Here is a 15,919-nt window from a genome sequence, read left to right on the forward strand (position 1 = left end):
TCCCGTTTAACCCTAAGAATTCCTTCCACGCGGATATGGCCCGTTCCGCCACCGGAAACGGAAAAAGGGCAGACGGTCGCCCGCCTGCCCCTGTCTTGAAAGTTATTCCCGGATCAGGACGCGTGATAGGCCGCTTCGCCGTGCGAGGTGAGGTCGAGGCCTTCGCGCTCGGCTTCCACCGTCGGGCGCAGGCCCACCGCGAGGTCCACCACCTTGTAGAGGATGGCCGACACCACGCCGCAGTAAACCACGGTGATCAGAACCGCGACGATCTGCGAATAAACCTGCGCGCCCATCGTCACGCCTTCCAGATAGCCGGTGCCGCCGAGCGAGGTGGAGGTGAAGATGCCCGTGCCGACAGCGCCGATGATGCCGCCGACGCCGTGGATGCCGAAGACGTCGAGGGAGTCGTCGTAGCCGAGCTTCGGCTTCACGACCGCCACGAAGAAGTAGCAGACGAGGCTGGCGAAGGCGCCGAGAACGATGGCGCCGACCGGGCCGATCGTGCCGCAGGCCGGCGTCACGGCGACGAGGCCGGCCACCATGCCGGACACCGCGCCGAGCATGGAAGCCTTGCCGCGCGTCACGGTTTCGATCACGCACCAAGCGACAAGCGCGCCGGCGGTGGCGGTGAAGGTGTTGATCATGGCGAGCGCCGCGCCGGAGGTGGCCTCCAGATTGGAGCCGGCGTTGAAGCCGAACCAGCCCACCCACAGGATACAGGCGCCGACCATGGTCAGCGTCATGGAATGGGGCGCCATGTTGTCGCGCCCGAGGCCCGTGCGCTTGCCGACGAGGATCGAGCCGACGAGCGCCGCGATGCCGGCATTGATGTGGACCACCGTGCCGCCGGCGAAATCGATCGCCGCGACGCCATTGGCATGTGTGCCGGTGAAGATGAGGCCCGCCGCATCCCAGACCATGTGGGCCATCGGGAAGTAGACCAGCGTGATCCAGAGAACGGTGAAGAGCACCACGGCCGAGAACTTGATGCGCTCGGCGAAGGCGCCGACGATCAGGGCCGGCGTGATCACGGCGAAGGTCATCTGGAAGCAGATGAAGACGTATTCAGGCAGCACCACGCCCTTGGTGAAGGTCGCCGCCGTGGTTTCCTTGGTAACGCCGGCCAGGAACATCTTGGCCGTTCCGCCCCAAAAGTAGCTAGTGCCGCCACCGAAGGCGAAGGAATAGCCCCAAAGCACCCAGACGATCATCACGACGCCGGCGATCACCGTGCACTGCATCAGGACCGACAGCATGTTCTTGGCGCGCACCAAGCCACCATAGAAAAGGGCGAGACCCGGCAGGGTCATGAAAAGCACGAGGGCGGTGGAGATCAGCATCCACGCCACGTCGCCCTTTTCCACCACATCGGCGGGAGCGGCCGTCGTGGTGGTCACACCGGCGATGCCCGTATCCTGCGCGAAGGCCGCGCTCGCCGCCATGCCCGCCAGCAGCCCGCCGGCGAATAGCGCTTTCTTCCAGTTCAAGTTCATCAACTCGTCAGCCCCTTGGAGTTCTTGCGCGTGGTCTTTAGAGCGCGTTCGCGTCGGTTTCGCCCGTGCGGATGCGCACGGCCTGCTCGATGCCGAAGACGAAGATCTTGCCGTCGCCGATCTGGCCGGTCTTGGCGGAAACACCGATCGCCTCGACGGCGCGGTCCACGAGTTCGGCGGGCACGGCCACCTCGATCTTCAGCTTGGGCAGGAAGCTCACGGCATATTCCGTGCCCCGGTAGATCTCGGTATGGCCCTTCTGGCGGCCGTAGCCCTTCACCTCGGTGACGGTCAGCCCCTGGATGCCGATCGAGGTCAGCGCTTCGCGCACCTCGTCCAGCTTGAAGGGCTTGATGATGGCCATCACGATCTTCATTCGCGAACCTCGAACATTGGGCGGCGACCCCCGGTCGCCCGCTTCTGGACCCTCACGCGCCGTGCTTTCGCGCGACACGCCATGTCCTCCCCTATCCAAGCTTCGTGCCAACTGAGGGTGCCCGCCCCGCCAACACCGCATTTTGCGGTTTCGCCGCGCGAAAGGTGGGCATCGAAGGGGTGGCGGGGGCGAAAGAAGCCGGCCAGCCTCGCCTGGAAACCGAGCTTGTGCTTCCGATTTAGGCAGATGCCGCGCAATCAGGCGGCATCGGACGCGGTAGCGTTATGAAAAGCTTGCGCCGCGCTTCGGGCGGATCAGACCTTCCTGCGCGACGGAAGCGAGCAGCACGCCGTTGCGCGTGAAAAGCGAGCCGCGCGTCAGGCCGCGTCCGCCGGAGGAAGACGGGGAGTCCTGCGCGTAAAGCAGCCAGTCCGACAGATCGACCGGGTGATGGAACCACATGGAATGATCGAGGCTCGCCGCCTGGATGCGCGCATCGAACACCGACAGGCCATGGGCGAACAGCGCCGTGTCGAGAAGCGTCATGTCGGACAGATAGGCCAGAACCGCCGCACCGAGAGCCGGGTCGCCCGTGAACGGCGTCAGCGTGCGCACCCAGATCCGCTGCACCGGCTCGAGCTTGTCGGTCGTCAGATAGTGGTCGAGAAGAACGGGGCGGAACTCGATCGGGCGGGGCCGCGTCCAATAGCGGCGGATCGGCTCGGGCGCGTTCTGCAGAAGCAGCCGGGTCAGGTCCTCGCCACCCGGCAGTTCCTCTGGCCCCGGCACCGCCGGCATGGCCGCCTGATGCTCCAGCCCCGGCTCGGCGACCTGGAAGGACGCGGACAGGGTGAAGATCGCCTGGGCCCGCTGCACGGCCACGACACGGCGCGTCGTGAAGGAGCCGCCGTCGCGGATGCGCTCGACCTCGTAGAGGATCGGGGCTTCGGGATCGCCCGGCCGCAGGAAGTAACCGTGGAGCGAATGAACGGGACGCTCAAGCGGGACGGTGCGCTGCGCGGCCACCAGCGCTTGCGCGATCACCTGCCCCCCGAACACGCGCTGCCAGCCGGGATCGAGGCTGATGCCGCGAAAGAGATTCTCCTCGATCCGCTCCAGATCGAGAAGGGCGATCAACCCTTCCATGCTCGTCATCGTCGCCCCAGCAGCCGCCCTGTTCATTGCCACGCTCTTGCGATCAACCTAAGTGTCCGTGAAGCATGATCGAGGCTTGGGAACGAATGGCGGACGCAACACAGGACGGCGGGTCGGTTGGCGCTGAATTCGACATCGTGGTGGCGGGGGCCGGCTATGTCGGCCTGTCCACGGCGGTGGCGATCGCCGATGCCGCGCCCTCCTTGCGCATTCTCGTGGTGGACGCCGCGCCGGACGAGGCGTGGCGGCGCGACACGCGCGCTTCCGCCGTCGCGGCGGCCGCCATACGGATGCTGACGCGTCTCGGCGTTTGGCAGGGGATCGAGCACGAGGCCCAGCCGATCACGGAAATGATCGTCACCGATTCCAAGACCGGCGACGTGGTGCGGCCGGTCTTTCTCACCTTCGGCGGCGAGGCCTCGCCCGGCGAGCCCTTCGCCAACATGGTGCCGAACGTCGCGGTGAACGGCGCCTTGCGCGAGCGCGCGGCCGCGCTCGGCATCGCCATCCGCCAGGGCGTCGCGGTGTCGGGCTTCATTCAAGAGCCCGCGTGCCTTGCGATCGAACTCGGGGACCGCACCACCCTTCGCGCGCGCCTCCTCATTGCCGCCGACGGGGTGAAGTCCACGATCCGCGACATGGCGGGCATCCGCACGGTGACGCGCGACTATGGGCAGTCCGGCATCGTCTGCACGGTGAAACACGAGCGCCCCCACAACGGGCGCGCGGTGGAGCATTTCCTGCCGGCCGGCCCCTTCGCCATCCTGCCCTTGCGGAACAACCGTTCGTCGCTCGTTTGGACGGAATCGCGGCGCGACGCCGAGCGGCTTCTGGCCGGCGACGCCTTTTTGTTCGAGATCGAGCTGGAACAGCGCTTCGGCCGCGAGCTCGGCCGGATCGAGGTGGAAGGCGCTCCCCGCGCTTTTCCGCTGGGCTTGACCGTCGCGCGCGACTTCGTGAAACCGCGCGTGGCGCTCGTCGGCGACGCCGCGCACGCCATCCATCCGATCGCCGGCCAGGGCCTCAATCTCGGCTTCAAGGATGCGGCGGCGCTGGCCGAAGTGGTGGTGGAAGCGGCGCGGATCGGGCGCGACATCGGGGCGCTCGACACGTTGGAAACCTATCAGCGCTGGCGGCGCTTCGACACGGTGCGCATGGGCGTCACCACGGATGTCCTCAACACGCTTTTCGCCAACGACAATCCGGCGGTTCGCGCCATCCGCTCCTTCGGCCTGTCCCTGGTGGACCGCGCCCCGGCGCTGAAGGATTATTTCATCGGCGAGGCGGCGGGGCGCACACGCGGGCCTGCCCCGAGGCTCCTGAAGGGGGAGGCGATCTGAACCGCCACCCCCTCGCCGTTCAAAGGCCGAAGCGCGAGCCCGGCGCACCGTTCTGCGTGCGCAGGAGAAGATCGGCCGCCGACGAGATCATCTCTTCGAAATAGCGCTCTTGAAGGGCGGCTTCCCGTTCCTCCTGCTTGTCGGAAGAGGGCGCGGGGGCGGGAACCACCCTCGCCTCGCTCCGCTCTCGCGCGGCACCGCTGCCTTGCACGGCAGGCGTGGGGCCTGCCGGCATGAAGGCGACGGCGCCGAAAAGAGAATAGCTTGTGGCGATCATCGATCATCCTTCACGGGGGAGAAGAATAGGTCGGGCATCGAACGCCGGACCCTGCTGGTGGTTCGACTCATAGGGCCGGGAGCCTCGATTTTGTGTTGCGGGATTGGTTCGAATTCGAACGATCCGCCGGGCTTGGGTCTCGGCCGTCGGGCCAACCGCGCCCTTCGTGGGGCAAAATCTTCCCCGGATCGCCCCTCATAGGAAAATCCTTGCGGCGCAACCTTCGCGGCTTGCCCCTATTTAGAAGCGATACAAGCTTGGGCGCTCGCAGCCCGAGCCTTTTCGCGTCCTTTGAAGGATCGAAGACCGGGCATGGCCAAAGACATCAAGGCAGGACCGAAGGCGACGCCGAAAAGCAAGGGACCGCCCTTGCCCGTGGTTCTGTCGGCCAACGACCTTCTGGAAGGCGACGTCGTGTTCCTGAGCGCGGACAAGGGCGGGTGGACGCGCGATCCGGCGCTCGCCCGCGTCGCGCACGATCCGGAAGCCGCCGAGGCCATGCAGGTCGAGGCGGCCGTGGACTTTCGCGCCAACCGCATCGTCGATCCCTATCTCGTGCCCGTGAAGGTGGAGGCGAACGGTCTGGCCGTCGCGCTGCATTTCCGTGAGGCCATCCGCCAGAAGGGCCCGACCGTCCATCCCGATTTCGGCAAGAAGGCCGAGTTCGGCAACGAATACCCGACCTCCAGCGTCGAGGGATAAGTCGATGTACCGCTACGACGAATTCGACGAGCGCTTCGTGCGCGAGCGCGTTGCCCAGTTCAAGGACCAGGTGGAACGCCGTCTCGACGGCTCCCTGTCGGACGACGAGTTCAAGCCGCTGCGCCTGAAGAACGGCCTTTATCTCCAGCTTCACGCCTATATGCTGCGCGTCGCCGTGCCCTACGGCACGCTGAACTCCAAGCAGTTGCGCCAACTGGCGCTGATCGCCGAGAAGTTCGACAAGGGCTACGCGCACTTCACCACGCGCCAGAACCTGCAATACAACTGGCCGAAGCTGAAGGACGTGCCGGAGATCCTCAATCTCCTCGCCGATGTCGAGATGCACTGCATCCAGACGTCTGGCAACTGCATCCGCAACGTCACCGCCGACCAGTTCTCCGGCGTCGCCTTGGACGAGGTCGAGGACCCGCGCCCGACCGCTGAGCTGATCCGGCAATGGTCGAGCCTTCATCCCGAATTCGTTTGGCTTCCCCGCAAGTTCAAGATCGCCGTGACGGGCGCCGAGCACGACCGCGCCGCGATCAAGGCGCACGATATCGGCTTGAAGGTCCGGCGCCATCCCGAGACGGGTGAGATCGGCTATCAGGTGCTGGTGGGCGGCGGTCTCGGCCGCACGCCGATGATCGGCAAGGTGGTGCGCGAGTTCCTGCCCAAGGACGAGCTGCTCGCCTATCTCGAAGCCATCATGCGCGTTTACAACGCGGAAGGGCGGCGCGACAACAAGTTCAAGGCGCGCGTCAAGATCCTCGTCCACGAAACGGGCACGGAAGAATTCGTGCGCCGCGTCGAGGCGGAATACGCCCTTCTCGATGGTCCGACGATCAACGCGCCGATGGAGGAAGTGGAGCGCATCGCCCGCTACTTCGCCCCGCCCGCCTACGAGACGCTGCCGGAAACCTCCGAGAAGCTCGCCGCCGCGCGCCGCGCCGATCCCACGCTCGACCGCTTCGTGGAACAGAACGGCTTTAGGCACAAGCAGCCGGGTTACATCGCGCTGACCGTGTCCTTGAAGCCGGTTGGCGGCATTCCGGGCGACATGACGGATGCGCAGATGCGCGCCTTCGCGGACATCGCGGAACGCTATTCCTTCGACGAGCTGCGCGTCACCCATTCGCAGAACCTCGTTCTGCCGCATGTGCGCCAGGACGATGTGGCCGAAGTCTTCGCGGCGCTGAAGGCGGCGGGACTAGAGACGGCCAATGCCGGGCTCGTCACCGACATCATCGCCTGCCCCGGCTTGGATTATTGCGCGCTGGCCACCGCCCGCTCGATCGGCATCGCGCAGGAAATCTCCAAGACCTTCGGCGAGGAAGCGCGCCAGCGCGAAGTCGGGCCGCTGCAGATCAAGATTTCCGGCTGCATCAATGCTTGCGGCCACCACCATGTCGGCCATATCGGAATCTTGGGGATCGAGAAGTCCGGCAAGGAGAACTACCAGATCACGGTGGGCGGCGACGCTTCGGAGAACGCGGCACTTGGCGAGCGCGTCGGGCCGGGCATCGACGGCGCCGACGTGCCGGGCGCGATCGAGGCGCTGGTCGCCCGCTACATGATCGAGCGCCAGGACGGCGAGACCTTCATCGATACGGTGAAGCGCGCCGGGCTCGATCCCTTCAAGGAAAGCTTCACTTCCTACGTCGCCGAGAAGACGGGAACGCCTGCGGGAGAACTCGCATGAGCCTTCTGATCGGCGCCGAGGGCGTCAGACCCGACGCCTATCAGCCGGTGGAGGACTGCGCCGACCTGTCGCTCACGGACGGGCCGGTTCTCGTGCCGCTCACCGTCATCGACGAAGCGCTGACGCATCGCCGCAACGAGCGCATCGGGCTCCTTCTCGCCAACGATATCGGCGTCGACGCGGTGCGCGATTATCTGGGTAGCGTGTCGCTGATCGCCGTCACCTTCCCGAGCTTTTCGGACGGGCGCGGCTTCACGCTCGCCCGGCGTCTGCGTCGCGCAGGCTTCCAAGGCACGCTGCGAGCCCGCGGGCCACTCATTGCCGACGAGTTCTACGACGCGCTGGCCTGCGGCTTCGACGAGGTCGAACTGCCGGACGAGATGGCCGCCCGCCAGCCGCCCGAGCAATGGCTGCGCCAGAAGTCGATCGTCACCGCCTACTACCAGAACGGCTACGGCGAGGGGCAAAGCATCCTCGAACAGCGCATGGCCGCGCGAAAGGCCGCCGAATGAGTGCCGACCTTCGCGCCCTGTCGCATGAGCTGGATGCCGCCTTTCCGCATCTGACGCCGGCCGAGCGCCTCGCGGCCCTCGTGGAGCGCGTGCCGGGCCGCGTGGTGTTCACCACGAGTCTGGGCATCGAGGACCAGATGATCACGCATCTGATCTTCTCGCAGAAGCTTCCCGTCGAGGTGAAGACGCTCGATACCGGCCGCCTGTTTCCCGAGGCCTACACGGTCTGGCGCGAAACCGAGGAAAAATACGGTCGGCGCATCCGGGCGGTTTATCCGAACGGCGCGGCGCTGGAGGAACTCGTCAACGACCAGGGCATCGACGGCCTTTACTACGCGCCGGAATTTCGCAAGGCCTGCTGCGGCGTCCGAAAGGTGGAGCCGCTGGCTCGTGCGCTGGAAGGCGCGAGCGGCTGGATCACCGGCCTTCGCCGCGACCAGTCGGCCAACCGCCAGGGCATGGAGTTCGTCGGCTGGGACGAGGGTCGGGGCCTTCTGAAGGCCAATCCGCTCTTCGATTGGACGCGCGAGGAAATCCGCGTCTTCACCGAGGAAGAGAAAGTGCCGGTGAACGCGCTTCACGCACAAGGCTTCCTGTCCATCGGCTGCGCGCCCTGCACGCGGGCTGTGAAGCCGGGCGAGCCGGAGCGCGCGGGGCGCTGGTGGTGGGAAGAGGAGACGCTGCGCGAATGCGGTCTCCATGTCGAGGCCGACGGGCGCGTCACCCGCGCCAAGCTCGTTCCCGGCACAAACCACGGCGACGCCGCCTTCGAGGGACCGACCCAATGAAGCCGATGACCCACCTCCAACGGCTCGAAGCCGAGTCGATCTATATCATCCGGGAAGTCGCGGCGACCGCCGAGAACCCCGTGATGCTGTATTCCATCGGCAAGGATTCGGCCGTGATGCTGCATCTGGCGCTGAAAGCCTTCGCGCCCGGCCCCCTGCCCTTTCCCTTGATGCATGTCGACACGACCTGGAAGTTCCGGGAAATGATCGAGCATCGCGACCGCCTGCCGGAACGGCTCGGCGTGAAAATGATCGTCTACACCAACCAGGAAGGCCTGAAGGCGGGCATCAACCCCTTCGCGTCCGGTTCGCGCGTCCATACCGACGTGATGAAGACCGAAGCGCTGAAGCAGGCGCTGACGAAATACAAGTTCGACGCGGCCTTCGGCGGCGCGCGGCGCGACGAAGAGAAGTCGCGCGCCAAGGAGCGCGTGTTCTCCTTGCGCTCGGCCGAGCATCGCTGGGAACCGAAGAACCAGCGTCCCGAGCCCTGGCACCTTTTCAACACCCGCAAGCGCGCCGGCGAGAGCTTCCGCGTGTTTCCCCTGTCCAATTGGACGGAAGGCGATGTGTGGGACTATATCGCGCTGGAAAACATCGACGTCGTGCCGCTTTATTTCGCCAAGCCGAGGCCGGTGGTGGAGCGCGACGGCACGCTCATCATGCGCGACGACGAGCGCATGGAGTTGAAGCCCGGCGAGGTGGTCGAGGACCGCATGGTACGCTTCCGCACGCTCGGCGATTATCCGCTGACCGGAGCGGTCGAGTCCCATGCCGCGACCCTGCCCGCCATCATCGAGGAAATGCGTTCCTCGCGTTCCTCCGAGCGCCAGGGCCGCGTGATCGACCGCGACGGCGGCGCTTCCATGGAAGAAAAGAAGCAGGAAGGCTATTTCTGACGATGACTTCCGCTGCAGTCCGGATTCTTGACGCCGAGTTCGCCGGCCCCGCGCCGGATCGCGAGGCGATCACCCCGGCCCTTGGGGCCCGCCCGAGTTCCCTTCTTCATTTCATCACCTGCGGCTCGGTGGACGACGGCAAGTCGACGCTGATCGGCCGCCTGCTTTACGACGCCGGCGCGGTTTTCGACGACCAGTTGGAGACCCTGGAGCGCGACTCCAAGAAGTTCGGCACCACCGGCGGCGGGCTCGACTTCGCGCTTCTCGTCGATGGCCTGTCGGCCGAGCGCGAGCAGGGCATCACCATCGACGTCGCCTACCGCTATTTCTCGACGCAAAAGCGCGCCTTCATCATCGCCGACACGCCCGGCCACGAGCAATATACCCGCAACATGGCCACCGGCGCGTCCGACGCCGAACTCGCCGTGATCCTGGTGGACGCGAGGAAGGGCATCCTGCCCCAAACGCGCCGCCATTCCTTCATCACCTCGATGCTCGGCGTCAAAAGCGTCGTGATCGCCATCAACAAGATGGATCTCGTCGATTTCGACCAGGCCACGTTCGAGCGCATCGTCGCCGATTACGAGGCGATCCTTCCCTCGCTCGGCTTCACCGACGTCGCCTATATTCCGCTCTCGGCCAAGAACGGCGACAACATCATCGCGCCGTCCGCCAACACGCCCTGGTACAAGGGCCGCACGCTTCTCGACCATCTGGAAACCGTGCGCCCGACGACGCTGGACGAGGAGAACGAGCCCTTCCGCCTGCCCGTGCAATGGGTGAACCGCCCGAACCTCGACTTCCGGGGTTTCGCCGGCACTGTGGCGGGCGGGCGCATCCGCACGGGCGAGGCCGTGACCTCGCTCCCGTCCGGCCGCTCGGCCCATGTGAAGGCGATCTTCGGCCCGAACGGCGAGGTCGCGGAGGCTGCCGCCGGCGAGGCGGTGACGCTGACGCTCACCGACGAGATCGACGCCTCGCGCGGCGACGTGATCGTGGCGGCGGGCGACCACGCCGCGCCCCATCGCAGCGTCAAGGCCGAGATCCTCTGGATGGTGGACCGGCCCCTGATCGCCGGCTCGCGCCTCGTCGCGCGCCTTGGCACGTCCCAGTCGCCGGCTTCCGTGCGCTCGCTCGACGCCGCCGTCGACATCCACACCTACGGCACGCGCCCCGCCAGCGCCCTTCTGATGAACGAGATCGGCCGCGTGACGGTCGCCTTCGATCGCCCCACCGTGTGCCTGCCCTATGCCGAGAACCGCGAGCTCGGCGCCTTTATCCTGATCGACCAACTGTCCAACGAGACGGTGGCGCTCGGTCTGGTGCGCGAAGTCGGCGCGGATGTCGCCCCCAGCGAAACGGCTGAGACGGAAATCGAAGCGCCCGCCACGGCGCCCGACAACGCCGCCGAGCGCATCGGCCATGCCTGGCTCGGCACGGATGCGCGCCGGCACCCGGAGCGGGTCGGGGGCGTGGTGCGCTTCCGCCTTCTCGGCGCGCTGCTCGTCGGCGTTCTCGGCTTCTTCTTCGGCCTCGGTTTCGGTGGCGCGTTCGCGCTCGGCCTCGCCGATTTCGCGCTTCGGCCCTTCCTGCGCCTTCTGGTGGACCGCACGGAAAGGAAGCCCGTGCCCCGCACGCCCGGCACCGTGGACGGGGGCGAAGGCATATGAACGAGGGTTTCGAAGAGCGACTGCGGCTCGCCTGGCGCGCCGTCCATCGCACCCCTTACGCGGATGCGGCGCTTTTCGCCGTGTCCGCCGGCATCTGCCTCGCGCTGACGACGGGGCTTATCCGGTGAAACTTAAGGTAGTTCGGCTTTCCCTGATTTCTTATAGTCGACTAGCTGCTCAACTCGACGATAGAGACCTAAATATATTTGGACTGTTGCCTCTGGATCTTTCGTCGAAGCCTCAGCTTTTTCCAACCCTCCAATCTTCATAATGCTGTCCAGTTGCTTCGCTCCTTCTTTAAGGAATTTTATTTCTTCGCGACGCAAATCAAAAAGCTCTTTTCTGTCTTCTCGTTGACGCTTTCGTATTTCAAATACTCCCTTTCTAATTCTCATATATACTTGATGACAAACACCAATAGAAGCAGCAACTGAACTAACCGATGCTGCAACCTTTGCAATCGTGGGTGCATCAGCAATTATTTCAATCCAGCCTGGCGAATTGTATTTGATCGATTTCACTTTTAATGTCGCCTCTCCAGGCGAATTCCTTCGTAAATAACTATAGAAATTTACAGTTCCGTATCCGCCACCATCTGAGATTTTTTCAATCCCGCCAAAGCTAGACATAATATGGTCGCTTGATCGGTCACTCAGAGCATATAGAGCAAGGTATACCTGATCGATCAATTTTGGATATTCACTTAAGTTATGAAACGTCCAGTGACCGTCGATAAGTATACTATAGGGTGCTCTCGCGTCAGGCGCATCCATGTGAGATCATTTCCGGAATCAGGCCATATTTAGAGTATCGTGCGGGAACGCCGCGACAGACACAACCCCGCCGGATGTCCATCCCCAACCCATGCTTTTTAGAGGATGTTACGCCGTTGATCCCATGAAGGGGTACCCAATGCCCTGCCATAATTGCTGGACATGTCTGGCCCCCGCCATCATCGCAAAATCAGCCAGCTTAGTAAAATCAAACCTCGCTCCGCCCCATCTCGACCCCGAGGCGGGAAAGGTCGCGCCAGTAGTCGGGGTAGGTCTTGGCCACGCAGCCGGGATCGAGGATACGCACGCCCGGCACGCGCAACCCCGTCAGCGCCATGCTCATCGCGATGCGGTGGTCGGCATAAGTCTCGATGGCGGCGCTTCCCATCCGGTCGAGCGACACCGGGGACACGAGAAGGTCGTCGCCTTCTTCCCGCGCCAATCCCGGCGACAGGCGCGAAAGCTCCGTTGCCATCGCGGCGATGCGGTCGCATTCCTTGACGCGCAGGTTCGCGATGCCGACGAAGCGCACCGGCGTTTCGTTGAAGGCGGCGAGCGCGGCGAGCGTCGGCACGGCGTCCTGCATCTGCGACCCGTCGATGACAGGGGGCATCTGCGGGAACTGGCGGATGATGTCGTAAGCCTTCGCGTCCGGCTGCGTGAAACGCTCCGGCGCGGTGCCGATGTCGATCGCGCCGCCCGTCAGAACCTCCGCCGCCCAGAGATAGGTCGCGGCCGAGGCGTCCGGTTCGATCGCGAAATCGGCGGCGCGGTAGCCGCTTGGCTGCACGATCCAGCGTGCCGCGCCTTCTTGCCTGATCGCCGCGCCGAAGGCGCGCATGGCCGCGCAGGTGAGATCAATGTAACCCCGCGCGCCGATATCGTCGCCTTCCAGCGCCACCTCGATCGGGTTCGCGCCGGCGGGCGCGAGCATCAGAAGGGCGGACACGTACTGGCTCGACAGGCCGGCATCGATCACGACGCGGGTGCCGGTGAAGGAGCCGCGCCCGTGGATCGTCACCGGCGGGCAGCCGGTCGGCGCGTCGACGCTCACGCCGAGACGGGTGAGCGCGTCCACGAGGGGCCTGATCGGGCGCTTCTGCATGTGCTCGTCGCCGGAAACGGTGACGGTGCCTTCCACCAGGGCGCAAAGGGCGGTGAGGAAGCGCGTCGCCGTGCCGGCATTGCCTAGAAACAAGGGCGAATCCGGCGCTTGGAGCCGGCCGGTTCCGGTGACGGTGAAGCTCGTCTCGTCGGGCTCCTCGATGCGGACACCCATGGCGCGGAGGGCGGTGGCCATATGGCGCGTGTCGTCGCTCTTCAGGGCGCCGGTCAGCCGGCTCGTGCCTTTGGCCAGCGCCGCGAGCGGCAGGGCGCGGTTGGTGATCGACTTCGATCCGGGCGGCGCGACCCGGCCCCGGAGCGGGTGAGCGGGGGGCAGAAGAAGAACGCTGTCCGGCATCGGAAATGATCTATCGGCTGGAAAAACGCGTGGAGGATGGAAAAGGCGGCTCCTTGGGGAGCCGCCTTCGAGCCCGAGCGATCAGGCGGCCTTCTTGGCGCCGAGCAGCTTGCGGTTGACGAGAAGCTCGGCGATCTGAACGGCGTTCAATGCCGCGCCCTTGCGCAGGTTGTCCGACACGACCCAGATGTTGAGGCCGTTTTCCAAGGTCTGATCCTCGCGGATGCGGCTGATATAGGTCGCGTCCTCGCCGGCCGCCTCGTGGGGCGTGATGTAGCCGCCGTTCTCTCTCTTGTCGATCACGAGGCAGCCGGGGGCTTCGCGCAGGATCGTGCGTGCCTCGTCGGCGGTGATCGGGTTCTCGAACTCGATGTTGACGGCTTCCGAATGGCCGATGAAGACCGGCACGCGCACCGCCGTGCAGGTGACCTTGATCTTCGGGTCCAGCATCTTCTTGGTTTCGGCCATCACCTTCCATTCCTCCTTGGTGGAGCCGTCTTCCATGAAGACGTCGATATGGGGGATGACGTTGAAGGCGATGCGCTTGGTGAACTTCTTGTTCTCCACGGGATCGGACACGAACACGGCGCGCGACTGCTGGAACAGCTCGTCCATGCCTTCCTTGCCCGCGCCCGAGACCGACTGGTAGGTCGACACCACGACGCGCTTGATCGTGGCCTTCTCGTGGAGCGGCTTCAGCGCCACGACGAGCTGCGCGGTGGAGCAGTTCGGATTGGCGATGATGTATTTGCGGGTGAAGCCCTTCACCGCGTCGGCATTCACTTCCGGCACGATCAGGGGCACGTCCTGATCGTAGCGGAAGGCCGAGGAATTATCGATCACGACGCAGCCCTTGGCGCCGATCCGCGGGGACCATTCCTTGGAAATGTCGCCGCCCGCCGACATCAGGCAGATATCGGTGTCGGAGAAGTCGTAGGTGTCGAGGGACTGAACTTTGAGGGTCTTGTCGCCGAAGGCGACTTCCGTGCCCTGGCTGCGCCGCGAAGCGAGCGCCACGACCTCGTCGGCGGGAAAGCCGCGCTCGTCGAGAATGGACAGCATTTCGCGACCGACATTGCCCGTCGCGCCGACCACGGCTACCTTGTAACCCATCTTATTCCACCCTCGTCCCCCAACCTCGCGGATGCGCGCTTCTCGCCCACCCCGGGGAGACAAGCGGGGCGGCGGGATCACGTAATGATGGTTTTCGGGGCGAAGCGCGTCGTCATGACCGATCCCTATGAGCGCGGGAGGGTGGGAAGTCAATCGCCTCAGTTTCGGGATGGGCCGGCGCGACCGGCGGGATCGCTTGCCAATCAGCAGGCACCAGTTTAAATGTTATAAAGTTACATATTCTGGAGCCCGATCATGAGCCGATATCGTTGCGACGAGGTGGAAGCGCGTCCCCGCCTGCCGGTCACCGTCCTGTCGGGCTTTCTGGGCGCCGGCAAGACGACGCTTCTCAACCACATCCTGAACAACCGCGAGGGCCGCCGTGTCGCGGTGATCGTCAACGACATGAGCGAGGTGAATATCGACGCCGATCTCGTGCGCGGGGGCGGCGCCGACCTGTCGCGCACCGACGAGACGCTGGTGGAGATGACCAATGGCTGCATCTGCTGCACCCTGCGCGGCGACCTGATGGAGGAGGTGAAGCGCCTCACCGCGCAGAACCGCTTCGACCATCTCCTGATCGAGGGCACCGGCATCGCCGAGCCGCTGCCGGTCGCCGCGACCTTCTCCTTTCGCGACGAGGCGGGCTTCAGCCTGTCGGATGTCGCGCGGCTCGACACGATGGTGACGGTGGTGGACGCCTCGGCACTCCTGAAGGACTACGGTTCGCACGACTTCCTTGCCGATCGGGGCGAAACGGCGGGCGAAGGAGACGCGCGCACGCTGGTCGATCTTCTCGTGGAGCAGATCGAGTTCGCCGATGTCGTGGTGGTCAATAAGGTCTCGGAAGTCGATGCCGCGCGGCGAGCCAAGGTGCGGGCAGTGGTGGCGGCCTTGAACGCCGACGCCCTCGTTCTGGAAACGGATTGGGCGCGCGTGCCGCTCGATCTCGTGCTCGACACCGGCTTCTTCGACGAGGAGAAAGCTGAAGGGCATCCGCTCTGGTTCAAGGAACTCTACGGCCATGCGGCCCATGTGCCGGAAACGGAGGAATACGGCATCTCCTCCTTCGTCTACCGCGCCCGCCGGCCTTTCGATCCCCTGCGCTTCGACGCCTTCGTCAAGGAAATATGGCCCGGCCTCATCCGCGCCAAAGGCCATTTCTGGCTGGCGACGCGCCCCGAATGGGTGGGCGAGTTCTCGCTGGCGGGCGCGGTCGCACGCGTATCGGGCCTCGGGCGCTGGTGGGTGGCGGTGCCGAAGGAACGCTGGCCGGACGTGGCACAATGGCGCGAACTCGTCGGCAGGCACTGGAACCCGGTCTGGGGCGACCGGCGTCAGGAGATCGTGTTCATCGGCAGGACGATGGACGAGGCGGCGATCCGCGCGGCGCTCGACGCCTGTCTCGTCGGAGCCGACGACAGCGCTTTCGAGGCGGCCCGTTATCGCGGGCTTCCCGATCCCTTCCCGCGCTGGGGCACGGCGGCCTGAAGCGCAAACGAAAAAGCCGACCGCGTGGTCCACGCGACCGCCACCATGAAATACGGTTCGGCCTTCAGCCTCAGACGCGGCGCACGGGCTCGCGATCGGCGCGGCGCTCCAGAAACTTCTTGCTGATCCAACCGACGATAAGCGCCTTGAGGATACCCCTGATCAT

General features: G+C 65.1%; 16 protein-coding genes. 9 read left to right on the top strand and 7 right to left on the bottom strand.

Annotated features, from left to right (window positions below; all coding sequences use genetic code 11):
* Positions 1 to 113: 113 nt before the first annotated feature.
* The 3 genes from F9929_RS13230 to F9929_RS13240 all read right to left on the bottom strand — a co-directional run bounded on the left by F9929_RS13230 (position 114) and on the right by F9929_RS13240 (position 3,054).
* Positions 114 to 1,496, bottom strand: coding sequence for an ammonium transporter (locus F9929_RS13230; RefSeq protein ID WP_152047046.1), 1,383 nt, complete (start codon positions 1,494 to 1,496; stop codon positions 114 to 116).
* 37 nt (positions 1,497 to 1,533) lie between these two features.
* Complete coding sequence (locus tag F9929_RS13235) at positions 1,534 to 1,872, bottom strand: P-II family nitrogen regulator (RefSeq protein WP_152047047.1); 339 nt, start codon at positions 1,870 to 1,872, stop codon at positions 1,534 to 1,536.
* 282 nt (positions 1,873 to 2,154) lie between these two features.
* Positions 2,155 to 3,054, bottom strand: coding sequence for an acyl-CoA thioesterase (locus F9929_RS13240; protein WP_193227750.1), 900 nt, complete (start codon positions 3,052 to 3,054; stop codon positions 2,155 to 2,157).
* Between the two features lie 59 nt (positions 3,055 to 3,113).
* Between F9929_RS13240 and F9929_RS13245 the strand changes: the two genes are divergently transcribed.
* Complete coding sequence (locus F9929_RS13245) at positions 3,114 to 4,367, top strand: ubiquinone biosynthesis hydroxylase (protein ID WP_152047048.1); 1,254 nt, start codon at positions 3,114 to 3,116, stop codon at positions 4,365 to 4,367.
* Positions 4,368 to 4,386: 19 nt separating this feature from the next.
* Here the strand turns inward: F9929_RS13245 and F9929_RS13250 are convergent, their stop codons facing one another.
* The gene (locus F9929_RS13250) at positions 4,387 to 4,644 is read right to left on the bottom strand and encodes a hypothetical protein (protein WP_152047049.1); all 258 of its coding nucleotides are present in this window, start codon (positions 4,642 to 4,644) and stop codon (positions 4,387 to 4,389) included.
* 312 nt (positions 4,645 to 4,956) lie between these two features.
* On the opposite strand from F9929_RS13250, the gene F9929_RS13255 reads away from it, so the two are divergent.
* The 7 genes from F9929_RS13255 to F9929_RS24695 are packed head-to-tail and all read left to right on the top strand — an operon-like array spanning position 4,957 to position 11,042.
* Positions 4,957 to 5,346, top strand: coding sequence for a DUF2849 domain-containing protein (locus F9929_RS13255; RefSeq protein WP_152047050.1), 390 nt, complete (start codon positions 4,957 to 4,959; stop codon positions 5,344 to 5,346).
* A 4-nt stretch (positions 5,347 to 5,350) separates the two neighbouring features.
* Positions 5,351 to 7,045, top strand: coding sequence for a nitrite/sulfite reductase (locus tag F9929_RS13260; protein ID WP_152047051.1), 1,695 nt, complete (start codon positions 5,351 to 5,353; stop codon positions 7,043 to 7,045).
* Positions 7,042 to 7,557 (top strand): DUF934 domain-containing protein, encoded by a 516-nt coding sequence (locus F9929_RS13265; RefSeq protein WP_152047052.1) that lies wholly within the window; start codon positions 7,042 to 7,044, stop codon positions 7,555 to 7,557. Before F9929_RS13260 ends, F9929_RS13265 begins: the two co-directional genes overlap by 4 nt.
* Positions 7,554 to 8,345, top strand: coding sequence for a phosphoadenylyl-sulfate reductase (locus F9929_RS13270; RefSeq protein WP_152047053.1), 792 nt, complete (start codon positions 7,554 to 7,556; stop codon positions 8,343 to 8,345). The genes F9929_RS13265 and F9929_RS13270 overlap by 4 nt, the downstream gene beginning before the upstream one ends.
* Positions 8,342 to 9,244 carry a sulfate adenylyltransferase subunit CysD gene (gene cysD / locus F9929_RS13275; protein ID WP_152047054.1) on the top strand — a complete coding sequence of 301 codons (903 nt, stop codon included), beginning with the start codon at positions 8,342 to 8,344 and terminating at the stop codon, positions 9,242 to 9,244. The genes F9929_RS13270 and cysD overlap by 4 nt, the downstream gene beginning before the upstream one ends.
* A 2-nt stretch (positions 9,245 to 9,246) precedes the next feature.
* Entirely contained in the window at positions 9,247 to 10,914 is a 1,668-nt protein-coding gene (gene cysN / locus F9929_RS13280; RefSeq protein WP_152047055.1) for a sulfate adenylyltransferase subunit CysN, read from the top strand.
* A complete protein-coding gene (locus tag F9929_RS24695; RefSeq protein ID WP_268915654.1) occupies positions 10,911 to 11,042 on the top strand; it encodes a hypothetical protein in 132 nt (43 codons plus the stop codon). Before cysN ends, F9929_RS24695 begins: the two co-directional genes overlap by 4 nt.
* A 3-nt stretch (positions 11,043 to 11,045) precedes the next feature.
* On the opposite strand, the gene F9929_RS13285 is transcribed toward F9929_RS24695, so the two are convergent.
* The 3 genes from F9929_RS13285 to F9929_RS13295 form a co-directional block, all read right to left on the bottom strand.
* Positions 11,046 to 11,687, bottom strand: a complete 642-nt coding sequence (locus F9929_RS13285; protein ID WP_152047056.1) for a hypothetical protein — start codon at positions 11,685 to 11,687, stop codon at positions 11,046 to 11,048.
* Between the two features lie 208 nt (positions 11,688 to 11,895).
* A complete protein-coding gene (gene aroA, locus F9929_RS13290; protein WP_152047057.1) occupies positions 11,896 to 13,149 on the bottom strand; it encodes a 3-phosphoshikimate 1-carboxyvinyltransferase in 1,254 nt (417 codons plus the stop codon).
* Positions 13,150 to 13,230: 81 nt separating this feature from the next.
* Positions 13,231 to 14,262 (bottom strand): aspartate-semialdehyde dehydrogenase, encoded by a 1,032-nt coding sequence (locus F9929_RS13295; protein ID WP_152047058.1) that lies wholly within the window; start codon positions 14,260 to 14,262, stop codon positions 13,231 to 13,233.
* Positions 14,263 to 14,517: 255 nt separating this feature from the next.
* On the opposite strand from F9929_RS13295, the gene F9929_RS13300 reads away from it, so the two are divergent.
* Positions 14,518 to 15,753, top strand: a complete 1,236-nt coding sequence (locus F9929_RS13300) for a GTP-binding protein (RefSeq protein ID WP_152047059.1) — start codon at positions 14,518 to 14,520, stop codon at positions 15,751 to 15,753.
* Positions 15,754 to 15,919: the final 166 nt, after the last annotated feature.

The organism is Aureimonas psammosilenae (genome assembly GCF_009176975.1).
Classification (GTDB): domain Bacteria; phylum Pseudomonadota; class Alphaproteobacteria; order Rhizobiales; family Rhizobiaceae; genus Plantimonas; species Plantimonas psammosilenae.